Consider the following 15,440-nt stretch of genomic DNA (forward strand, 5'->3'; position numbering starts at 1 on the left):
CCAAGCCATACAGCTTATGAGTAAATAGTCTCAACATTGTGACGGGAAGCATGCTTAATGAGTAGTCGAACTACAAGGAGGGGAAAGCTTCATCCCATTTAGAACCATCTTCCATCTAGTTCTATTTTACACAGAAACAGCACGGAATGACCAAGCGATAACCAAGATATTTAATGATCAAAGAACTAAAGTGAATGGAACATCAAAAGCGACTTTTTGAAATTTTTCTCCCCCATGGGGGAGAAAGCTCCATTCTTTCAAACAGTTAATCAATCAACTAAGTTAAGAACAATTCTTAACTACAAACTTATTATACGAGGAGGGGTAATGACAGTTTCTTGCTTATTCAGATATCTCAAATATAAGTAAAGACTTTTTAGTTATATCTTAGTTAGTCGTCAAGTAAGTAAGCTACAACTAGACCCCTTCTACTTGTAGCTTGTATTATTTCATGATTGATATCCTTCTCTTAGACCTCTCCTAATGGAAACTACCGCAGTATACTTTATCATAAGCTAGAACTAGACGTCTCCTAGCTTCACTTTATGTCTAATTTGATGGATCAATGTAGAAAGAGAGTCTTTCTACTTTTACTTCCGCTTGAGAATGCCTCTAAGAAGTAAAAGTAGAACTAGACTGCACAACTCACTGCTGAACGATATGTTGGCAGGAATGATTCTTCACCTCTCGACTATGTTCTCTCTGATATCCATGCTAAAATGATAAAAAGACCATAGAAATGCGCTGCCCCCTTACAGCAGCGCAAACAGATATTTCTTATATTTTATCTTCTGATAGCTATTGTTATCGTTGGAACGATCGGCTACTGGCTTCTTCTGAATATCAGTCTGATGGATGCCATCTATATGACTGTAATAACGGTGTCCACTGTCGGTTTTCAGGAAGTCGCTCCTATGACGGCTCAAGGCTGAGTCATAAAACGCTTATGGATGCCAATATCCCTGAACAGACAGCTCTGATCATCATTGCGGTCAAGGAAAATGACAATGCGACGGACGGAATCCTGTTCAATCTGACAAAAGAGTATCTACTCAAACCAGGTCAGACACTGATTGTCTTAGGAGAAGACGCTCACCTGAACAAGCTTAAGAAATTAGTAGAAAACTGAATACTTTAAATGACCACTGGTAGATTTTATCAAAACAAAAGACGAGCCGCTTTTCTCATCAATAGAAAGGCCGCTCGTCTTTTGTAGTCGTTCATAAAATCAAAGATATAGCTGGTATCCAGCCTTATTTCACTTCGTGCAGAAATTACTTAACTATCTTTTTCATCTTTTTCGATTTCAACTGTTTTTGCCTTGTAGGCGTCCACTGGTGTTCCGTCAGAATCTTCATCAAAAATAAAGGATCCGTTGCTGTAACGGTCACTGTAGGAATAGTCTTTCGGCACGAGAAGCTGTCTGGTATTCTTGTCCGTCACGATCGTCCATTCATTCTGATCGTCATCTACATCGATTACAAGAGACACTCGATGAGGTTTGTTCTTCAGTTCTCTTAGAACCAGCAGTCCCCTCTTCGCTCTGGAAATCAGGTCGAAATCTTTCGCATTCATTTTCTTGACTGCACCTCTATGTGTTACCAGCATGATGCTCTTGTTCCCTTCTTCAGGATTGAACACGATTCCGTTTACCACATGATCAGTTTTCTTCAAATTGATCGATTTTACTCCACTAGCTCCGGCACCTACTGTAGACACTTCCGTTAAATTATAACGTAAGCCGAATCCAAGGTGAGTAATCAGGAAGACGTCCAGTTTATTGTCATCGTCAATTAAATAGACGGACAGACATTCGTCAGTTGCTGATTTTAGTTTGACTGCTGTAGCAGACCGCGAGCGGTAAGTTCGTTTTGGTTCGTATTCAGATACTAAGGTCTGCTTGATGTAGCCTTCCTTGGTGATAAAGACGAAACGCTGCTTGTCGCTGAAGTCATCCAGTCCGTAGGCTGCAATGATTTTCTCGTTTGGTTCCAGGGCTATGCTTTGAGAAATGTGATGGCCGAGATCTTTCCATTTGATATCTGGAATTTCATGGACTGGTCGGTTGATCACGTTCCCTCTGGAAGTAAACAGGACAACCTGCTCGAGCGTCGACATCTTCTCTGTAAAGAGCGAGTAGTCTCCTTCTTTCAGTCCAATTTCTTCGGGAGTAGATGCCCCGTAAGATCTCAGACTGGTTCTCTTAAGGTAGCCATCTCTGGTGACAGAAACTATCACTTCTTCTTCAGCAATCAGCACTTCTTTTTCTACTTTTAATTCTTCAATTTCTTCTTCAATGACTGTTTTACGGTCCTGGGCATAAGTCTTACCGATTTCCTTCAATTCTTTTCGAATGACGTTGTTCAGTGTCTTTTCGTCAGTCAGGATCTTATTGTATTCATCGATCCGGGTATTCAGTTCTTCTGCCTCTTTCTGCAACTGTGTGATATCTGTATTAGTCAGGCGGTAAAGCTGCAGACTGACAATCGCCTCTGCCTGCATGGCAGTAAAATCATAGGCTTTGATGATATTGTCCTTGGCATCAGCTTTGTTGGCACTCTGACGGATCGTCTTGATCACCTGGTCTAGAATGGAAATAGCCTTGATCAGACCTTCAACGATGTGGGCCCGTTTCTTATCTTTGCTTAACAGGAATTTCGTACGTTTAATAATGACATCACGCTTATGCTTCAGATAGGCATTCAGTATTTCTCTAATGCCAACTTGTTGAGGCCGTCTGTCACTGATGGCAATCATATTCAAGTTATAGGAGACCTGAAGATCTGTGTTCTTGAACAAATAAGTCAGGATTCCCGCTGCTGGTGTATCTTTTTTCAGCTCGATTACGATACGCAGGCCAGTACGGTCCGTTTCATCTCTGACGTCAGCTATGCCTTCAATTTTTTTATTCAAACGTATCTCGTCCATTTTACGCACAAGGGTCGCTTTGTTGACTTCATACGGGATCTCTGTAATGACGATTTGTTCTTTTCCGCCTCTCAAAGACTCGATTTCAGTCTTGCTTCTGACGGCTATTTTCCCCTTGCCAATCTTATAAGCAGACTTAAGCCCCTTGACACCTTGAATAATGCCTCCAGTCGGAAAATCAGGGCCTTTGATGAAGTCCATCAACTTATCTATTGATGCATTAGGATGAGACACCAGATACACGCAGGCATCGATCACTTCTTTGAGATTATGTGGCGGGATGTCCGTCGCGTAACCTGCAGAAATCCCTGTTGCTCCATTAACCAGGAGATTTGGAAAACGAGCTGGAAGAACAGTTGGCTCGTTCGTCGTATCATCGAAGTTGAGTACCAGTTCGACCGTTTCCTTATCGATATCCTTAAGCAGTTCAGAGGCGATTTTAGACAGTCTCGCTTCCGTGTAACGCATAGCTGCAGGCGGATCGCCATCCATGCTTCCGTTGTTCCCATGCATATCGATAAGTGGCGTCTTCATCTTCCAGTCCTGACTCATCCTTACCATTGCTTCATATACACTGCTGTCGCCGTGCGGGTGGAAGTTACCGATGACGTTACCGACAGTCTTGGCAGATTTTCTGAACCCTTTATCCTGAGTGTTGCCTTCAGAAAACATGGCGTAAAGGATACGTCTCTGAACAGGTTTAAGTCCGTCTCTGATATCCGGAAGGGCCCGTTCCTGAATAATATATTTTGAGTACCGGCCGAACCGGTCACCCATGACCTCTTCCAAGGTTAGTTCTTGTACTTCTGCTCGATCTTTTGTCATGTCAGTCATTCAAACCTTTCTTGCTATTGGATTGGATTTTCGAGTTCATCCATAACCTCGTTCGTTTCGAGAATGCTTCCTTCTTCTTCCAGAGAAAACTCGACATTGTCTTCGATCCATTTTCTTCTCGGATCGACTTTATTCCCCATCAGAACAGACACGCGGCGTTCTGCCTGGGCGAGATCGTCGATCGTTACTCTGATCAGCGTTCGGGTAGAGGGATCCATCGTGGTTTCCCACAACTGGTCGGCATTCATTTCTCCCAGTCCTTTATATCGCTGGATCATGTAGTTCTTGCCAAATGACTTCAGCAGCTTGTCCAGTTCTTCATCAGTCCAGGCATATTCGATAACTTCACTCTTCCCTTTACCTTTAGATACTTTGTAAAGAGGAGGAAGTGCAAGATAGACTTTTCCTGCTTCGATCAGTGGTCTCATGTACCGATAGAAGAATGTCAGAAGCAGCACCTGAATGTGGGCACCGTCCGTATCAGCATCTGTCATGATCACGATCTTGTCATAGTTGCAGTCCTTCAAATCGAATTCGGGACCGACACCAGCGCCGATCGTATAGATCATTGTACTGATTTCTTCGTTCTTCAGAATGTCCTGCATATTTGCTTTTTCAGTATTGATGACTTTCCCTCTAAGTGGCAGTATGGCCTGGAACTTTCTGTCCCGTCCCTGTTTGGCTGAACCACCCGCTGAGTCTCCCTCAACCAAATAAAGTTCATTTTTGCTGGCGTCTCTGCTTTGGGCAGGAGTCAGTTTCCCGGACAGTAGGGTCTCTTTGCGTTTGCGCTTTTTGCCGTTTCTGGAGTCTTCCTTGGCTTTTCTGGCGGCTTCCCTAGCCTCTCTAGCCTTAATGGCTTTACGCACGATCTGCTGGCTCATTTCGCCGTTTTCAGCCAGATAGAAGTTGAACTGCTCAGAGATAACTGTATCGCAGGCGGTACGGGCTTCTGTGGTTCCCAGTTTACCCTTCGTCTGCCCTTCGAACTGAAGCAGATTCTCAGGAATACGCACAGAAAGAATGATAGCGATTCCTTCTCTGACATCCGTTCCTTCCAGATTCTTGTCTTTTTCTTTCAGCAAACCGACTCGTCTGGCATACTCATTGAAAGTCTTGGTGATTGCTGATTTTGCACCGATTTCATGGGTTCCGCCATCCTTTGTACGGACATTATTGACAAAGCTAAGAACGTTCTCAGAATAGCCATCGTTATACTGAAAGGCACATTCCACTTCAATCCCGTTGTATTCGCCATCAAAGTAGGCAATCGGCGTCAAGGTGTCTTTTTCTTCATTTAAATAATGAACGAACTCTTTGATTCCTTCTTCATAATGAAAAGTCTCCTGAGCATCTTTGCGTTCATCTGTGATTGAAATCGTCATGCCTTTCAGCAGAAAGGCAGATTCTCTAAGCCGTTCACTCAACAGGCTGAACGAATAGTCAGTGGTAGAAAAGATAGCAGGATCTGGTTTAAAGTGGACAGTCGTTCCTGTTTCTTTTTTGCCGGCTTTCTTTTTCGTCAGTTTACCTTTCGGCTTGCCGCCATTTTCGAAACGCTGAGTGTATTCAAATCCGTCGCGACTGACAGTGACCGTCAACCATTCTGACAGTGCATTGACGACTGATGCACCTACGCCGTGCAGGCCTCCTGAAGTCTTGTAACCGCCATCCTGACCGAACTTTCCTCCAGCATGCAGGACAGTGAAGATGACCTGGATAGACGGAACGCCAGACTGATGCATCCCAGTCGGCATACCTCGTCCGTTGTCTTTTACGGTTATGCTGTTATCTTTATGAATAGTGATGTCGATCTCCGACCCGTAACCGGCCAGGACCTCATCAACGGAATTATCAACGATCTCATAGACCAGATGATGTAACCCTCTTGAATCGGTCGACCCGATATACATACCCGGACGTTTTCTTACCGCATCCAGGCCTTCCAGTACTTGAATTGCATTATCATCGTATTTGTTCATTGCCATTCCTTACAGTCTCCTTTATGCATTCGCTTACTGCTGGTAAAACATGCGTGGCTCCAGACTCATTATACTTTTCGAATGGAAAAGTACAAGCATTATTAATATTACCATACCTGAGGCATTTTTTGTAAAAAACATTTGTTCCTGTTACGTCCAAACTTCCTTCACTGAGCTTGTTTCATTGAACTACACCCACTTTCGCTCACGCTTAGAAGTGGGAGATTCCTGGGAACAAAGTAGACTTGATACGCCTTTTCTAGAGTATCAGCGGTTGCTTTTATTTACCAGGCTAACCCCGTAGTCCCTACGGTTAGTTACGTTAAACAGGCTGTATCAGTGTTTTAAGCCCTTCGTTTAGAATGTTGATGCTCGCATTGATATCTCGGTCATGATGCACGCCGCATGCCGGGCACAGCCATTCTCTGATGATGAGAGGTTTTTTTCCATCGATATGCCCGCATGCTGAACACAACTGACTGGAAGGAAACCATTGACTGACTTTGATCAGAGAGCGGTTATGCCATTCAGCTTTGTAAGTGAGCTTGTCGACAAAGGCAGACCAAGAGACGTCTGAAATCTGCTTAGCTAACTTCCGGTTCTTTTTCATTCCTTGAATATCAAGGGCTTCAATACAGATCACATCGTGGTTTTTGATGAGCGTTGTACTAAGCTTGTTCAAGAAATCTTGTCGTTGATTCGCTACTTTTTCGTAAAGTCCAGCGACTTTAAGGCGTTGCTTTTGATAATTCTTGGCAGCCGTCAACTCTTTGCCGTCTTTCTTTGCCTGGTCATAGCGACGGGAGAGTTTGCGCTGTTCACTTTTAAGAGTGGCTTCCATTTTAGATGTAAAGCGATGATTGTCTTCTTTAACTCCAGTAGACAGAACCGCAAAATCAGTGATCCCTAGATCAATGCCGATAGCCGCACCCGATTTTGTTTCCGCTATCATTTCAACTTGACAAACAACCGAAACAAAGTACTTTCCCGTCGGGGTTTTGCTTATAATCGCACGCTGAATGGTGCCCTTGACGTCTTTACTTTTGGCAAAGCGCACCCAGCCTAACTTAGGGAGTTTGATTTTATTCCCTAACACCACAATATTGTCATTCGTCCATTTTGTTGTATACGATTGACGGCCGTGGGTCTTCCGTTTAAATGCAGGGTAGCCTTTTTTCTTCTGGAAAAACCCGTCAAAGGCATCTGACAAGTGTTCCAGAGCGGCCTGGAGGGCGATACTATCCGGTTCTTTAAGCCACAACGTGTTTGACTGTTTTTTTAGTTGAGTCAAAGCAGCGGAACATTTAGTGTACGATAAGCCCTTCCCGGTTTCTTTGTATGCCGTCGTCCATTCATTTAAAAAATGATTGTAGACAAAGCGAGCGGATCCGATTGTTTTGTGTATGTGTGCTTTCTGTTTTTCATTGGGGTAGAGACGATATTTATAGGCTTTACACCTGAACATACATTCCCCTCCTCTTTAAGTTAAGATTACCTTAAAGAGAGCTTTAAATCAAGGGGAACACATCTCTTTATGTGACGAGTAACTGCAGGAAGAGGTCTGTTTTTTACAAAAAAACAGTTGAGCATGCTCAAGCGTCATTCATCACCCGCTTATAGAAGCGGATGTCTTCTGTCGCAACACAATAAAATCTTCTGTTGATTGGTCTCTGGACATGGTAAAATAATTTCTAGTGCAGGACATGAGGAGGAAATAAGTTGAGTAACATACTCATTATCGTAATTGCCTATCTTCTGGGGTCCATCCCGTCAGGTGTATGGGTCGGCAAGCTATTCTTTAAAATTGACATCCGTGAACACGGAAGCGGAAATATGGGAACAACAAATACGTTTCGTGTCCTTGGAGTAAAAGCCGGGACAATCGTAATGATCCTTGATATCGCCAAAGGAACGATAGCTGCTCTCTTACCGGTCTGGCTGGGGCTGGAACTTCATCCAATGATCACCGGTATCTTTGCAGTACTTGGTCACGTCTACCCTATCTTTGCTGGATTCAAGGGTGGCAAGGCCGTAGCGACGACTGCCGGTATCGCATTAGGCGCTCAGCCATTGTTTGTAGTGATCCTAATTGGCTTGTGGGCAGGTATACTGTACCTTTCCAGCATGGTCAGCCTGGCGAGCATCATCACCTTAGTGGTTGCTGCAGCGGCTTCACTGTTTATCGGAGACTGGATTTTTGCAGTAATCGTCTGGGTAGCCATGGTTATTATCGTAGTCAGACACCGCTCAAATATTGAACGCATCAGAAAAGGCGAAGAAAACCGTGTGCCGTTCGGTCGTAACGGTTCAAAAAAATCTAAAAACAATTAGGACGCCAGTGTTCGTAAGCTAGGACATGCAGCCTATATACTAAACCGGTCAGACAGGTGAAATCCCTCTGACCGGTTTTCTTTTTTGAGCTGTTTAAGTTTTTCAGAAGATGTGCGATTCGCTCGGCGAATCGTTTCATTATTAGATTCAAGATCTCTGTTCTTGACTGGAGATGATCGATGGATTGTCAATTAGTCTAAAGATTCTATCGATGCTCGGCTAGCTACAGTAGCGGATGGCTTGAACTGGGACTCATGCCGTTAGAACCGGTATACTTATACTTAAGACTGGCTGACCGGCAGTAAACTATCACTGGACCTCTTCTAGTTATAGTTTAAAGGTGTCAGACGAATTAAATTGCTATTAGAGGCCTTCTAGTTGGAGATTTGATTAAATAATCAACCTAAGATGCTGTTAAACATCTTCTCGTTATAGTTCAGTCGGTTAATAGGATTCGGAGATTCAGTTAGGGTCCGCTCTAATTGTAGTTCAGCAAGGAGATTACCTGTTAAACGATCACTAAGACACGATTAATCTTCATAAGATAATAATTAACTGAAAAAAAGCATTGAAGCTGCCGGACTTTCCGAACAGCTTCAATGCTTTTTTCTCACTACTTACCCTTATAGAAGCGATTAATCGACTTGTTATAGGATATAACGGCTTAGATCCTTGTTCTCGACGATATGGCCGATTTTATCTTCTACATATTTCTCAGTGATCTTGACTTCACCCATGCTCATGTCCGGTGATTCGAACAGGAGGTCTTCAAGCAGGCGTTCCAGAATCGTATGCAGGCGGCGTGCTCCGATATTGTCTGTTGATTCGTTCACTTCAAAGGCAATATCGGCGATCTTTTCAATCGCATCCATTGTAAACACCACATCGATATTCTCTGTACCTAACAGTTGACGGTACTGCTTGATCAGTGCATTCTGAGGCTCGGTCAGGATCTTGACGAAATCTTCATTAGTCAGATCGTTCAGCTCGACACGGATCGGGAAACGTCCCTGCAGTTCAGGAATCAAGTCGCTTGGCTTGGACAGATGGAAAGCTCCAGAACCGATGAAGAGGATATGGTCAGTGTTAACTGTTCCATATTTTGTACGGACACTTGATCCTTCAACGATTGGAAGGATATCTCGCTGTACGCCTTCTCTAGATACCTGGCCACTGTTCTGCTGACCTTTGGACGTAATTTTGTCGATCTCATCAATAAAGATGATGCCGCTGTTTTCTGTCAGGTGAACCGCGTCTGCATTAATGTCTTCCTGATTGATCAGCTTGTCCGCTTCTTCTTCAGTGAAGATCTTCACTGCTTCCTTCACTGTAACCTTACGCTTGACTTTCTTCGTTGGTGTAAGTGCTCCAAATGCCTCAGACAAGTCGATTCCCATGGATTCCATCGGTGCACTCATTGGATTGTTAGGCGTTTTTTTCTTTTCTTCGATCTTGATCTCTACTTCACGGCTATCCAGCATTCCTCTAGAAATCTGTTCCTTCAGTTCATCACGTTTGGAAGAGATTTCTGAAGTGACGGTCTCCTCTTCGTCTTCCTGGTTATGAGGAAACTGGTTAGGGTCCATGCCCATACCTCTGAACATGCCGGCAAGAGGATTATTGTCATACGCACTCTTTTCTTTCTTGATGCCCGGTGCCAATACTTTAGCAACACGGTCAATTGCTCTTTTTTCAGCACGTCCTTTAACATTCTTGCGGTATTCCTCTTTGACAAGCTGAACGGCAGATTCAGTCAGGTCGCGAACCATGGATTCGACGTCGCGGCCGATATAACCCACTTCTGTAAACTTAGTCGCTTCAACTTTGATAAACGGTGCATCCACAATCGCAGCCAGACGTCTGGCAATTTCAGTTTTACCTATACCGGTAGCACCGATCATCAGAATATTTTTAGGGGTGATTTCTTTCTGCATGTCGTCATCCAGCTTCAGGCGACGGTAGCGATTACGCAGGGCAACAGCTACGGCTTTTTTAGCATCATTCTGTCCGACGATGTATTCATCCAGGCGACTTACGATTTCTCTAGGGGTTAAATCTTTTCTTGTTCTCATATTGTCCGTCTCCTTACAGTTTTTCCGTTACGATATTATGGTTGGTATAAACGCAGATATCTGCTGCAATTGTCAGGCTGTCTTTGGCAATCGTTTCAGCAGACAGACCATCACCGTATTTTTTCAGTGCACGAGCAGCTGAAAGGGCAAAGTTCCCTCCTGAACCAATTCCTAGAATGCCATCGTCAGGCTGGATTACTTCTCCATTACCTGAAATAAGCAGCATCTGTTCTTTGTTCATGACAATAAGAAGAGCTTCAAGATTCTTCATCATCTTGTCGGTACGCCACTCCTGTGCCAGTTCAACAGCAGCACGCATCAGGTGACCATTATACTGATTCAGATAGCCCTCGAACTTTTCTTCAAGAGTAAAGGCATCTGCCACACTGCCTGCAAATCCAACGAGAACTTCGTTGTTATAAATTTTTCGAACTTTACGTGCTTTGCCTTTCATCACAACTTGTTCACCCATTGTGACTTGACCATCTCCAGCCATTGCGCATTCACCATTATGCTGGATTGCAAGAATCGTTGTTGCATGAAATTGTGTCATGTTCAAACCTCCGTATTTATCTTTCTTTACTTTTTGATTTCTCGTCGTTCCACTAACCAATGTATAACCTTTTCTTTCCATTGTAAAGAGCAAGATGCTGAAAGGTCTAACCTGTCTGATTAGGTAAGGCACTTTATAAGAATGATTCATCAGGCTCTAGGATGGAAGGCATTGTAATCTTTCTGCAGGTGTTCAGTCGTTACATGCGTATACACTTGAGTAGACGACAGACTTTTATGCCCCAGAAGCTCCTGTACAGTTCGAATATCCGCTCCATTGTTGAGCAGATGAGTAGCAAAGGTATGCCTCAGCATGTGAGGGGAAATTTTGTTCGTCAGACTGCTTTCCTTAATCAGCTGGGTCAGGACAAAATGAATCCCGTTTTGTGTAATCGGCTCACCATGATGATTGACGAAAAGATGATCATGTGTTTTATTGTACCGGGTCATCAGTACCTCACGTCCACTGACCAGATAGGCTTTCATTGCTTCACCGGCATAATGTCCAAATGGGATATAGCGTTCTCTGTTTCCTTTTCCTTTAACAAAGAGCATGCCCATGGTGAAGTCCACGTCATCTACTTGAATCCCCTGACATTCACTGACACGAATCCCCGTTCCATACAGCAGTTCCAGAAGCGCCTGATTCCTGTAGTCAAGTGGTGTATCTCCTTCTGCAGCCTTGAACAGCGCATCCATTTCCTTCTCATAGAAAAAGGTCGGCAGTCTGGATCCCCTTTTCTTCACGTGTAGATATGAGAAGGGATTGTCACTGACAATTTCGTTATTTAAAAGAAACTGATAAAATGCGCGAAGACTGGAGATCTTACGTGAAATGGAAGCTCTCGAGTATTTTCTGTCTGTCAGGTAGCTCAAATAAATCCGGGCATCCGACAGTTCTACAGCTAGAAGGTCCGCTTCACCTGTTTCACTTAGGAACACAGTAAATGCTTTAATGTCATCGATATAAGCCTGATTAGTATGTTCCGAATAGTGTCTTTCATTGTTCAAGTAATCTGAAAACAGATTCAGCCATTTTTTTGTCATGTCTCTTCACCCTCCTCTCTACCTATTTTAACACATTGTGGGCCAATGCGCATGAAGCTCTAACGCCTTTGTTTAGATTCAGATGTCCCTCCCATACGTCAGATAATTACTGTAAATAAGCATATTTAATTGATAAAAAGACCGCCCAGGATCTGATATCAGATCTGAACGGCCTTAAATAGGTGAGTTTATCTATTTATTTCTGCGGCGCTTCTTCGTAATCACAATTTGAACATTTGACCTGACTTTGCTTCTTGGTGTTCTTTTCAACAAGATAGTGGTCACATTTCGGACAGTCACGACCGATGGGTTTATCCCATGACGTGAAGTCACAATCAGGGTAGTGTTCGCAGCCATAGAAAATTCGGCTCTTCTTGGATTTACGTTCAACTACTTCACCTTTTTTACACTTCGGACAAGTCACACCGAGTTTTTTCACAATCGGTTTCGTGTTACGGCAGTCAGGGAAATTCGAGCAGGCATAGAACTTGCCGTATCGTCCCATTTTTATGACCATAGGTGAGCCGCATTTTTCGCAGTCAAACCCGGCTGGCTCATCTTCGATTTCAACTTCTTCCAGCTCTTTTTCTGCACGAGTGACTTCTTCTTTAAACGGACGATAGAACTGATCAATGACTTCAATCCATTCCTTTTTCCCTTCCTCGATGGCATCAAGATCTTTTTCCATATCTGCTGTAAAGTTCACGTCGACAATATTAGGGAAAAATTCTCCGATGATCTGATTGACAATATCGCCTAACTCAGTCGGTTCGAATCGTTTGTTCTTCAACGTGACATAATATCTGCGCTGAATCGTTTCAAGTGTCGGTGCATAGGTGGACGGTCTGCCCACTCCGTTTTCTTCCAGGGTCTTGATCAGTGTCGCTTCACTGTAGCGTGCAGGCGGCTGAGTGAAGTGTTGATTCGGCTCCAGAGAGTCCAGTTTAACTGAATCGCCTTCCTCCAGTTCCGGCAGCATGTTGTCTTTTTCTTTCTTGCTCTCAGAGTAGACCATCTGATACCCTTTGAATTTCACTTTTGATCCATTCGCACGGAACATGACGTCATTTTGCTCGATATCGACACGCATCGTATCGTAAACAGCAGGTTTCATCTGACTGGCAATAAATCTGGACCAGATCAGCTGATACAGCTTATACTGGTCTTTACTTAAATACTGCTTGATGTCTTCAGGTTTTCTTGAGGCACTAGTTGGACGGATCGCTTCGTGCGCATCCTGAGCCCCACTTTTATTCTGCTGTTTTTTCGGCTTGGACGCCGCATATTCTTCTCCGAACTCACTGACGATCAGTTCATTGGCTTCAGCTTTTGCTGTTTCTGACAGACGAGTTGAATCTGTACGCATATATGTGATCAGACCGACAGCTCCGCCTCTCCCTAAAGAGATTCCTTCATACAGCTGCTGGGCGACCATCATCGTTTTACGAGTCCTAAAATTGATCTTGCCGGCAGCTTCCTGCTGGAGACTACTGGTTGTAAAAGCAGGATGTGGGTTACGTCGGCGTTCTTTTCTGACGACTTTTTTGACGTCGAACTCACCGGACTGGTCTAATTTTTCAAGTACAGCTTGGACTGCCTCATTATTCGGCAGTTCTGCTTTTTTACCATTCAAGCCGTAGTAATTGGCCTTGAATTTACTTCTTTTCTTCAAAAAATTGGCTTCCAGAGACCAGTACTCTTCAGGTTTGAAATCTTTAATTTCCTTTTCACGGTCACAGATCATTTTCAGAGCAACCGACTGGACACGCCCGGCACTCAGTCCACGTTTGACTTTCTTCCATAGAAGAGGGCTGATGTGGTATCCTACGATCCGGTCAAGGACACGTCTGGCCTGTTGAGCGTCAATCAGGTTTTCATCCAGATGACGCGGGTTCTTCAGAGCATTCTTCACGGCATCTTTAGTGATCTCGTTAAATACCACTCTATTTTCCTCTTCATTATTCAAGTCCAGCAGAAAACTCAGATGCCAGGCAATCGCTTCACCTTCGCGGTCCGGGTCGGCTGCGAGAAAGACTTTTTCCGCTTTTTTAGCGTGCTTCTTCAGTTCCTTGATGACCGGTCCTTTTCCGCGAATCGTGATGTAGTCCGGCTGGTAGTCATTCTCGAAATCGACACCCATCCGACTTTTCGGCAGATCGCGTACATGCCCTAGACTGGCAACGACTTTATAATTTCGTCCTAAATATTTTTCTATAGTTTTAGCTTTAGCAGGTGATTCGACGATCACCAGATATTTGAAAGCCATACTGATGGCTCCTCCCTTTTGTGTTCCATTTTTACAAGGTATTCAAGTAACTGCACGACTTAGTGTCTTCACAATCAAAGAATCGTTTACCATCATATGTCATCTTAAATGGATTTGTCAACTTAGAATATTAAAAATTGTAATTTTTTTCACTAATAGGTGTCCCACTCTTCTAAAATATCTGAACTTTTCAGACAGGAAATAGCACCACTTCTGATCAGCTCATTGCATCCGACAGACAGCTCACTCAGTACAGATCCGGGCACTGCAAACACATCCCTTCCCTCTTCAAGGGCCAGTCGTGCAGTGATCAGACTACCACTTCTACTTTTCGCTTCAACTACGAGAATTCCTCTGGAGAGCCCGGCGATAATACGGTTACGTGCCGGAAAATGGTATTTCCTTGGAGGCGTGCCGAACGGATACTCACTGATCACCAGCTGCTCTTCTCCCATCTTATTCTGTACTGTCCGGTTATTTGCAGGATAAGCGCGATCCAGACCTGTTCCCACAACGCCGACCGTTTTTCCGTTGGCTGTCATAGTCAAACTGTGTGCAGCAACGTCCACACCTTTTGCGAGGCCACTGACGACAGTGATTCCTGCCTTGCTTAAGTCGGGAATCAGTATCTCGAGAACTCTTGAAGCATAAGCCGTACTGTCTCTAGCTCCTACTATTCCAAGTAATCTACCGGATAGGAGTGATCTGTCCCCTTTACAGAAAAGGACAAGTGGCGGGTCAAAGATCTCTTTTAGATTATAGGGATAGTCGGATGATAGTATAGAGAGTAAATAAACCGATGAGGCTTTATAGCGGTCATTTAGTTGCATTATAGGCAAATCCCTGGCATAACGCAAAAATGAAGCTCGTTTGTTCTCTGACACCGTCCGTCTTTTCTTCCCTACCCATTCAAATTTATTCAGTTCCGGTATCCTTTCAGCTGCCAGCTGCCATTTCTCTGACAAGGTGAGAAATGGGCAATGTGCCAGACTGAATAACAGACGGTCTTTCGGATCAATTATCATTTATCTTCCTCCAATAAAAAAAGTTTCTATCTATCTCATTGATGAAATAGATAAAAACTCATGAAAAAAGTTGGAATAAAGTGAACTACCCACCACTTAAATCCTTTGGATTTTGAAGTGGGGGCTTCCTACGAACTCCATTCTTGTCTGCACAGACTTCATACAGACAGAGGAATCGGATAGGGGTAGGCTCAAAAAGCAGTCCCTGCCTCATTGATTTTCTTTTACTTGGCCAATGCCAAGAGGTTTTTGCTGGCATTGATATCTCTGTCAAGGTATTCCCCGCATGTCGGGCAGTCCCACTCCCGGATATTGAGCGGCTTCTTGCCGTCTCGGTGTCCGCAACTCGAACAAACCTGACTAGACGGATAGAATCGGTCTGCTTTGATAAGTGTCCGTCCTT

12 protein-coding genes are annotated in these 15,440 nt (G+C 43.9%); 3 read left to right on the plus strand and 9 right to left on the minus strand.

Features of this window, described 5'->3' with window-relative positions:
- Positions 1 to 848 precede the first annotated feature (848 nt).
- Both BLR76_RS12480 and BLR76_RS08980 read left to right on the plus strand, forming a co-directional pair.
- Positions 849 to 932: an ion channel gene (locus BLR76_RS12480; protein WP_425425716.1), complete on the plus strand. Its 84-nt coding sequence runs from the start codon at positions 849 to 851 to the stop codon at positions 930 to 932.
- Between the two features lie 14 nt (positions 933 to 946).
- The gene (locus BLR76_RS08980) at positions 947 to 1,129 is read left to right on the plus strand and encodes a TrkA C-terminal domain-containing protein (RefSeq protein WP_091268300.1); all 183 of its coding nucleotides are present in this window, start codon (positions 947 to 949) and stop codon (positions 1,127 to 1,129) included.
- Positions 1,130 to 1,278: 149 nt separating this feature from the next.
- Here BLR76_RS08980 and parC read toward each other — a convergent pair whose 3' ends face one another.
- The 3 genes from parC to tnpB all read right to left on the minus strand — a co-directional run bounded on the left by parC (position 1,279) and on the right by tnpB (position 7,209).
- The gene (parC, locus tag BLR76_RS08985; RefSeq protein WP_425425715.1) at positions 1,279 to 3,762 is read right to left on the minus strand and encodes a DNA topoisomerase IV subunit A; all 2,484 of its coding nucleotides are present in this window, start codon (positions 3,760 to 3,762) and stop codon (positions 1,279 to 1,281) included.
- A 14-nt stretch (positions 3,763 to 3,776) separates the two neighbouring features.
- Complete coding sequence (parE, locus tag BLR76_RS08990; protein ID WP_281241343.1) at positions 3,777 to 5,750, minus strand: DNA topoisomerase IV subunit B; 1,974 nt, start codon at positions 5,748 to 5,750, stop codon at positions 3,777 to 3,779.
- Between the two features lie 316 nt (positions 5,751 to 6,066).
- Positions 6,067 to 7,209: an IS200/IS605 family element RNA-guided endonuclease TnpB gene (gene tnpB / locus BLR76_RS08995; RefSeq protein ID WP_091268301.1), complete on the minus strand. Its 1,143-nt coding sequence runs from the start codon at positions 7,207 to 7,209 to the stop codon at positions 6,067 to 6,069.
- Between the two features lie 254 nt (positions 7,210 to 7,463).
- Here tnpB and plsY point away from each other — a divergent pair, with 254 nt between their 5' ends.
- Positions 7,464 to 8,075, plus strand: a complete 612-nt coding sequence (gene plsY / locus BLR76_RS09000; protein ID WP_091268303.1) for a glycerol-3-phosphate 1-O-acyltransferase PlsY — start codon at positions 7,464 to 7,466, stop codon at positions 8,073 to 8,075.
- Positions 8,076 to 8,722: 647 nt separating this feature from the next.
- On the opposite strand, the gene hslU is transcribed toward plsY, so the two are convergent.
- From hslU to BLR76_RS09030, 6 genes are all read right to left on the minus strand, one after another.
- Positions 8,723 to 10,147 carry an ATP-dependent protease ATPase subunit HslU gene (gene hslU / locus BLR76_RS09005; RefSeq protein ID WP_091268304.1) on the minus strand — a complete coding sequence of 475 codons (1,425 nt, stop codon included), beginning with the start codon at positions 10,145 to 10,147 and terminating at the stop codon, positions 8,723 to 8,725.
- Between the two features lie 13 nt (positions 10,148 to 10,160).
- The gene (gene hslV / locus BLR76_RS09010) at positions 10,161 to 10,700 is read right to left on the minus strand and encodes an ATP-dependent protease subunit HslV (protein WP_091268314.1); all 540 of its coding nucleotides are present in this window, start codon (positions 10,698 to 10,700) and stop codon (positions 10,161 to 10,163) included.
- A 149-nt stretch (positions 10,701 to 10,849) separates the two neighbouring features.
- Entirely contained in the window at positions 10,850 to 11,746 is an 897-nt protein-coding gene (gene xerC / locus BLR76_RS09015; protein WP_091268305.1) for a tyrosine recombinase XerC, read from the minus strand.
- Between the two features lie 196 nt (positions 11,747 to 11,942).
- Positions 11,943 to 14,012, minus strand: coding sequence for a type I DNA topoisomerase (gene topA / locus BLR76_RS09020; protein ID WP_091268307.1), 2,070 nt, complete (start codon positions 14,010 to 14,012; stop codon positions 11,943 to 11,945).
- Positions 14,013 to 14,164: 152 nt separating this feature from the next.
- Entirely contained in the window at positions 14,165 to 15,037 is an 873-nt protein-coding gene (gene dprA, locus BLR76_RS09025; RefSeq protein ID WP_091268309.1) for a DNA-processing protein DprA, read from the minus strand.
- Positions 15,038 to 15,261: 224 nt separating this feature from the next.
- The coding region (locus BLR76_RS09030; protein WP_143009226.1) for a zinc ribbon domain-containing protein at positions 15,262 to 15,440 on the minus strand (179 nt) is incomplete at its 5' end.

Origin of the sequence: Alkalibacterium thalassium (assembly GCF_900101165.1) — a bacterium.
GTDB lineage: Bacteria > Bacillota > Bacilli > Lactobacillales > Carnobacteriaceae_A > Alkalibacterium > Alkalibacterium indicireducens.

Bases quoted from the DNA above. Each gene is read 5' to 3' on its own strand.
- hslU (WP_091268304.1), bottom strand. From the start codon at position 10,147: ATGAGAACAAGAAAAGATTTAACCCCTAGAGAAATCGTAAGTCGCCTG.
- hslV (WP_091268314.1), bottom strand. From the start codon at position 10,700: ATGACACAATTTCATGCAACAACGATTCTTGCAATCCAGCATAATGGT.
- BLR76_RS08980 (WP_091268300.1), top strand. From the start codon at position 947: ATGGATGCCAATATCCCTGAACAGACAGCTCTGATCATCATTGCGGTC.
- topA (WP_091268307.1), bottom strand. From the start codon at position 14,012: ATGGCTTTCAAATATCTGGTGATCGTCGAATCACCTGCTAAAGCTAAA.
- parE (WP_281241343.1), bottom strand. From the start codon at position 5,750: ATGGCAATGAACAAATACGATGATAATGCAATTCAAGTACTGGAAGGC.
- dprA (WP_091268309.1), bottom strand. From the start codon at position 15,037: ATGATAATTGATCCGAAAGACCGTCTGTTATTCAGTCTGGCACATTGC.
- xerC (WP_091268305.1), bottom strand. From the start codon at position 11,746: ATGACAAAAAAATGGCTGAATCTGTTTTCAGATTACTTGAACAATGAA.
- tnpB (WP_091268301.1), bottom strand. From the start codon at position 7,209: ATGTTCAGGTGTAAAGCCTATAAATATCGTCTCTACCCCAATGAAAAA.
- parC (WP_425425715.1), bottom strand. From the start codon at position 3,762: ATGACTGACATGACAAAAGATCGAGCAGAAGTACAAGAACTAACCTTG.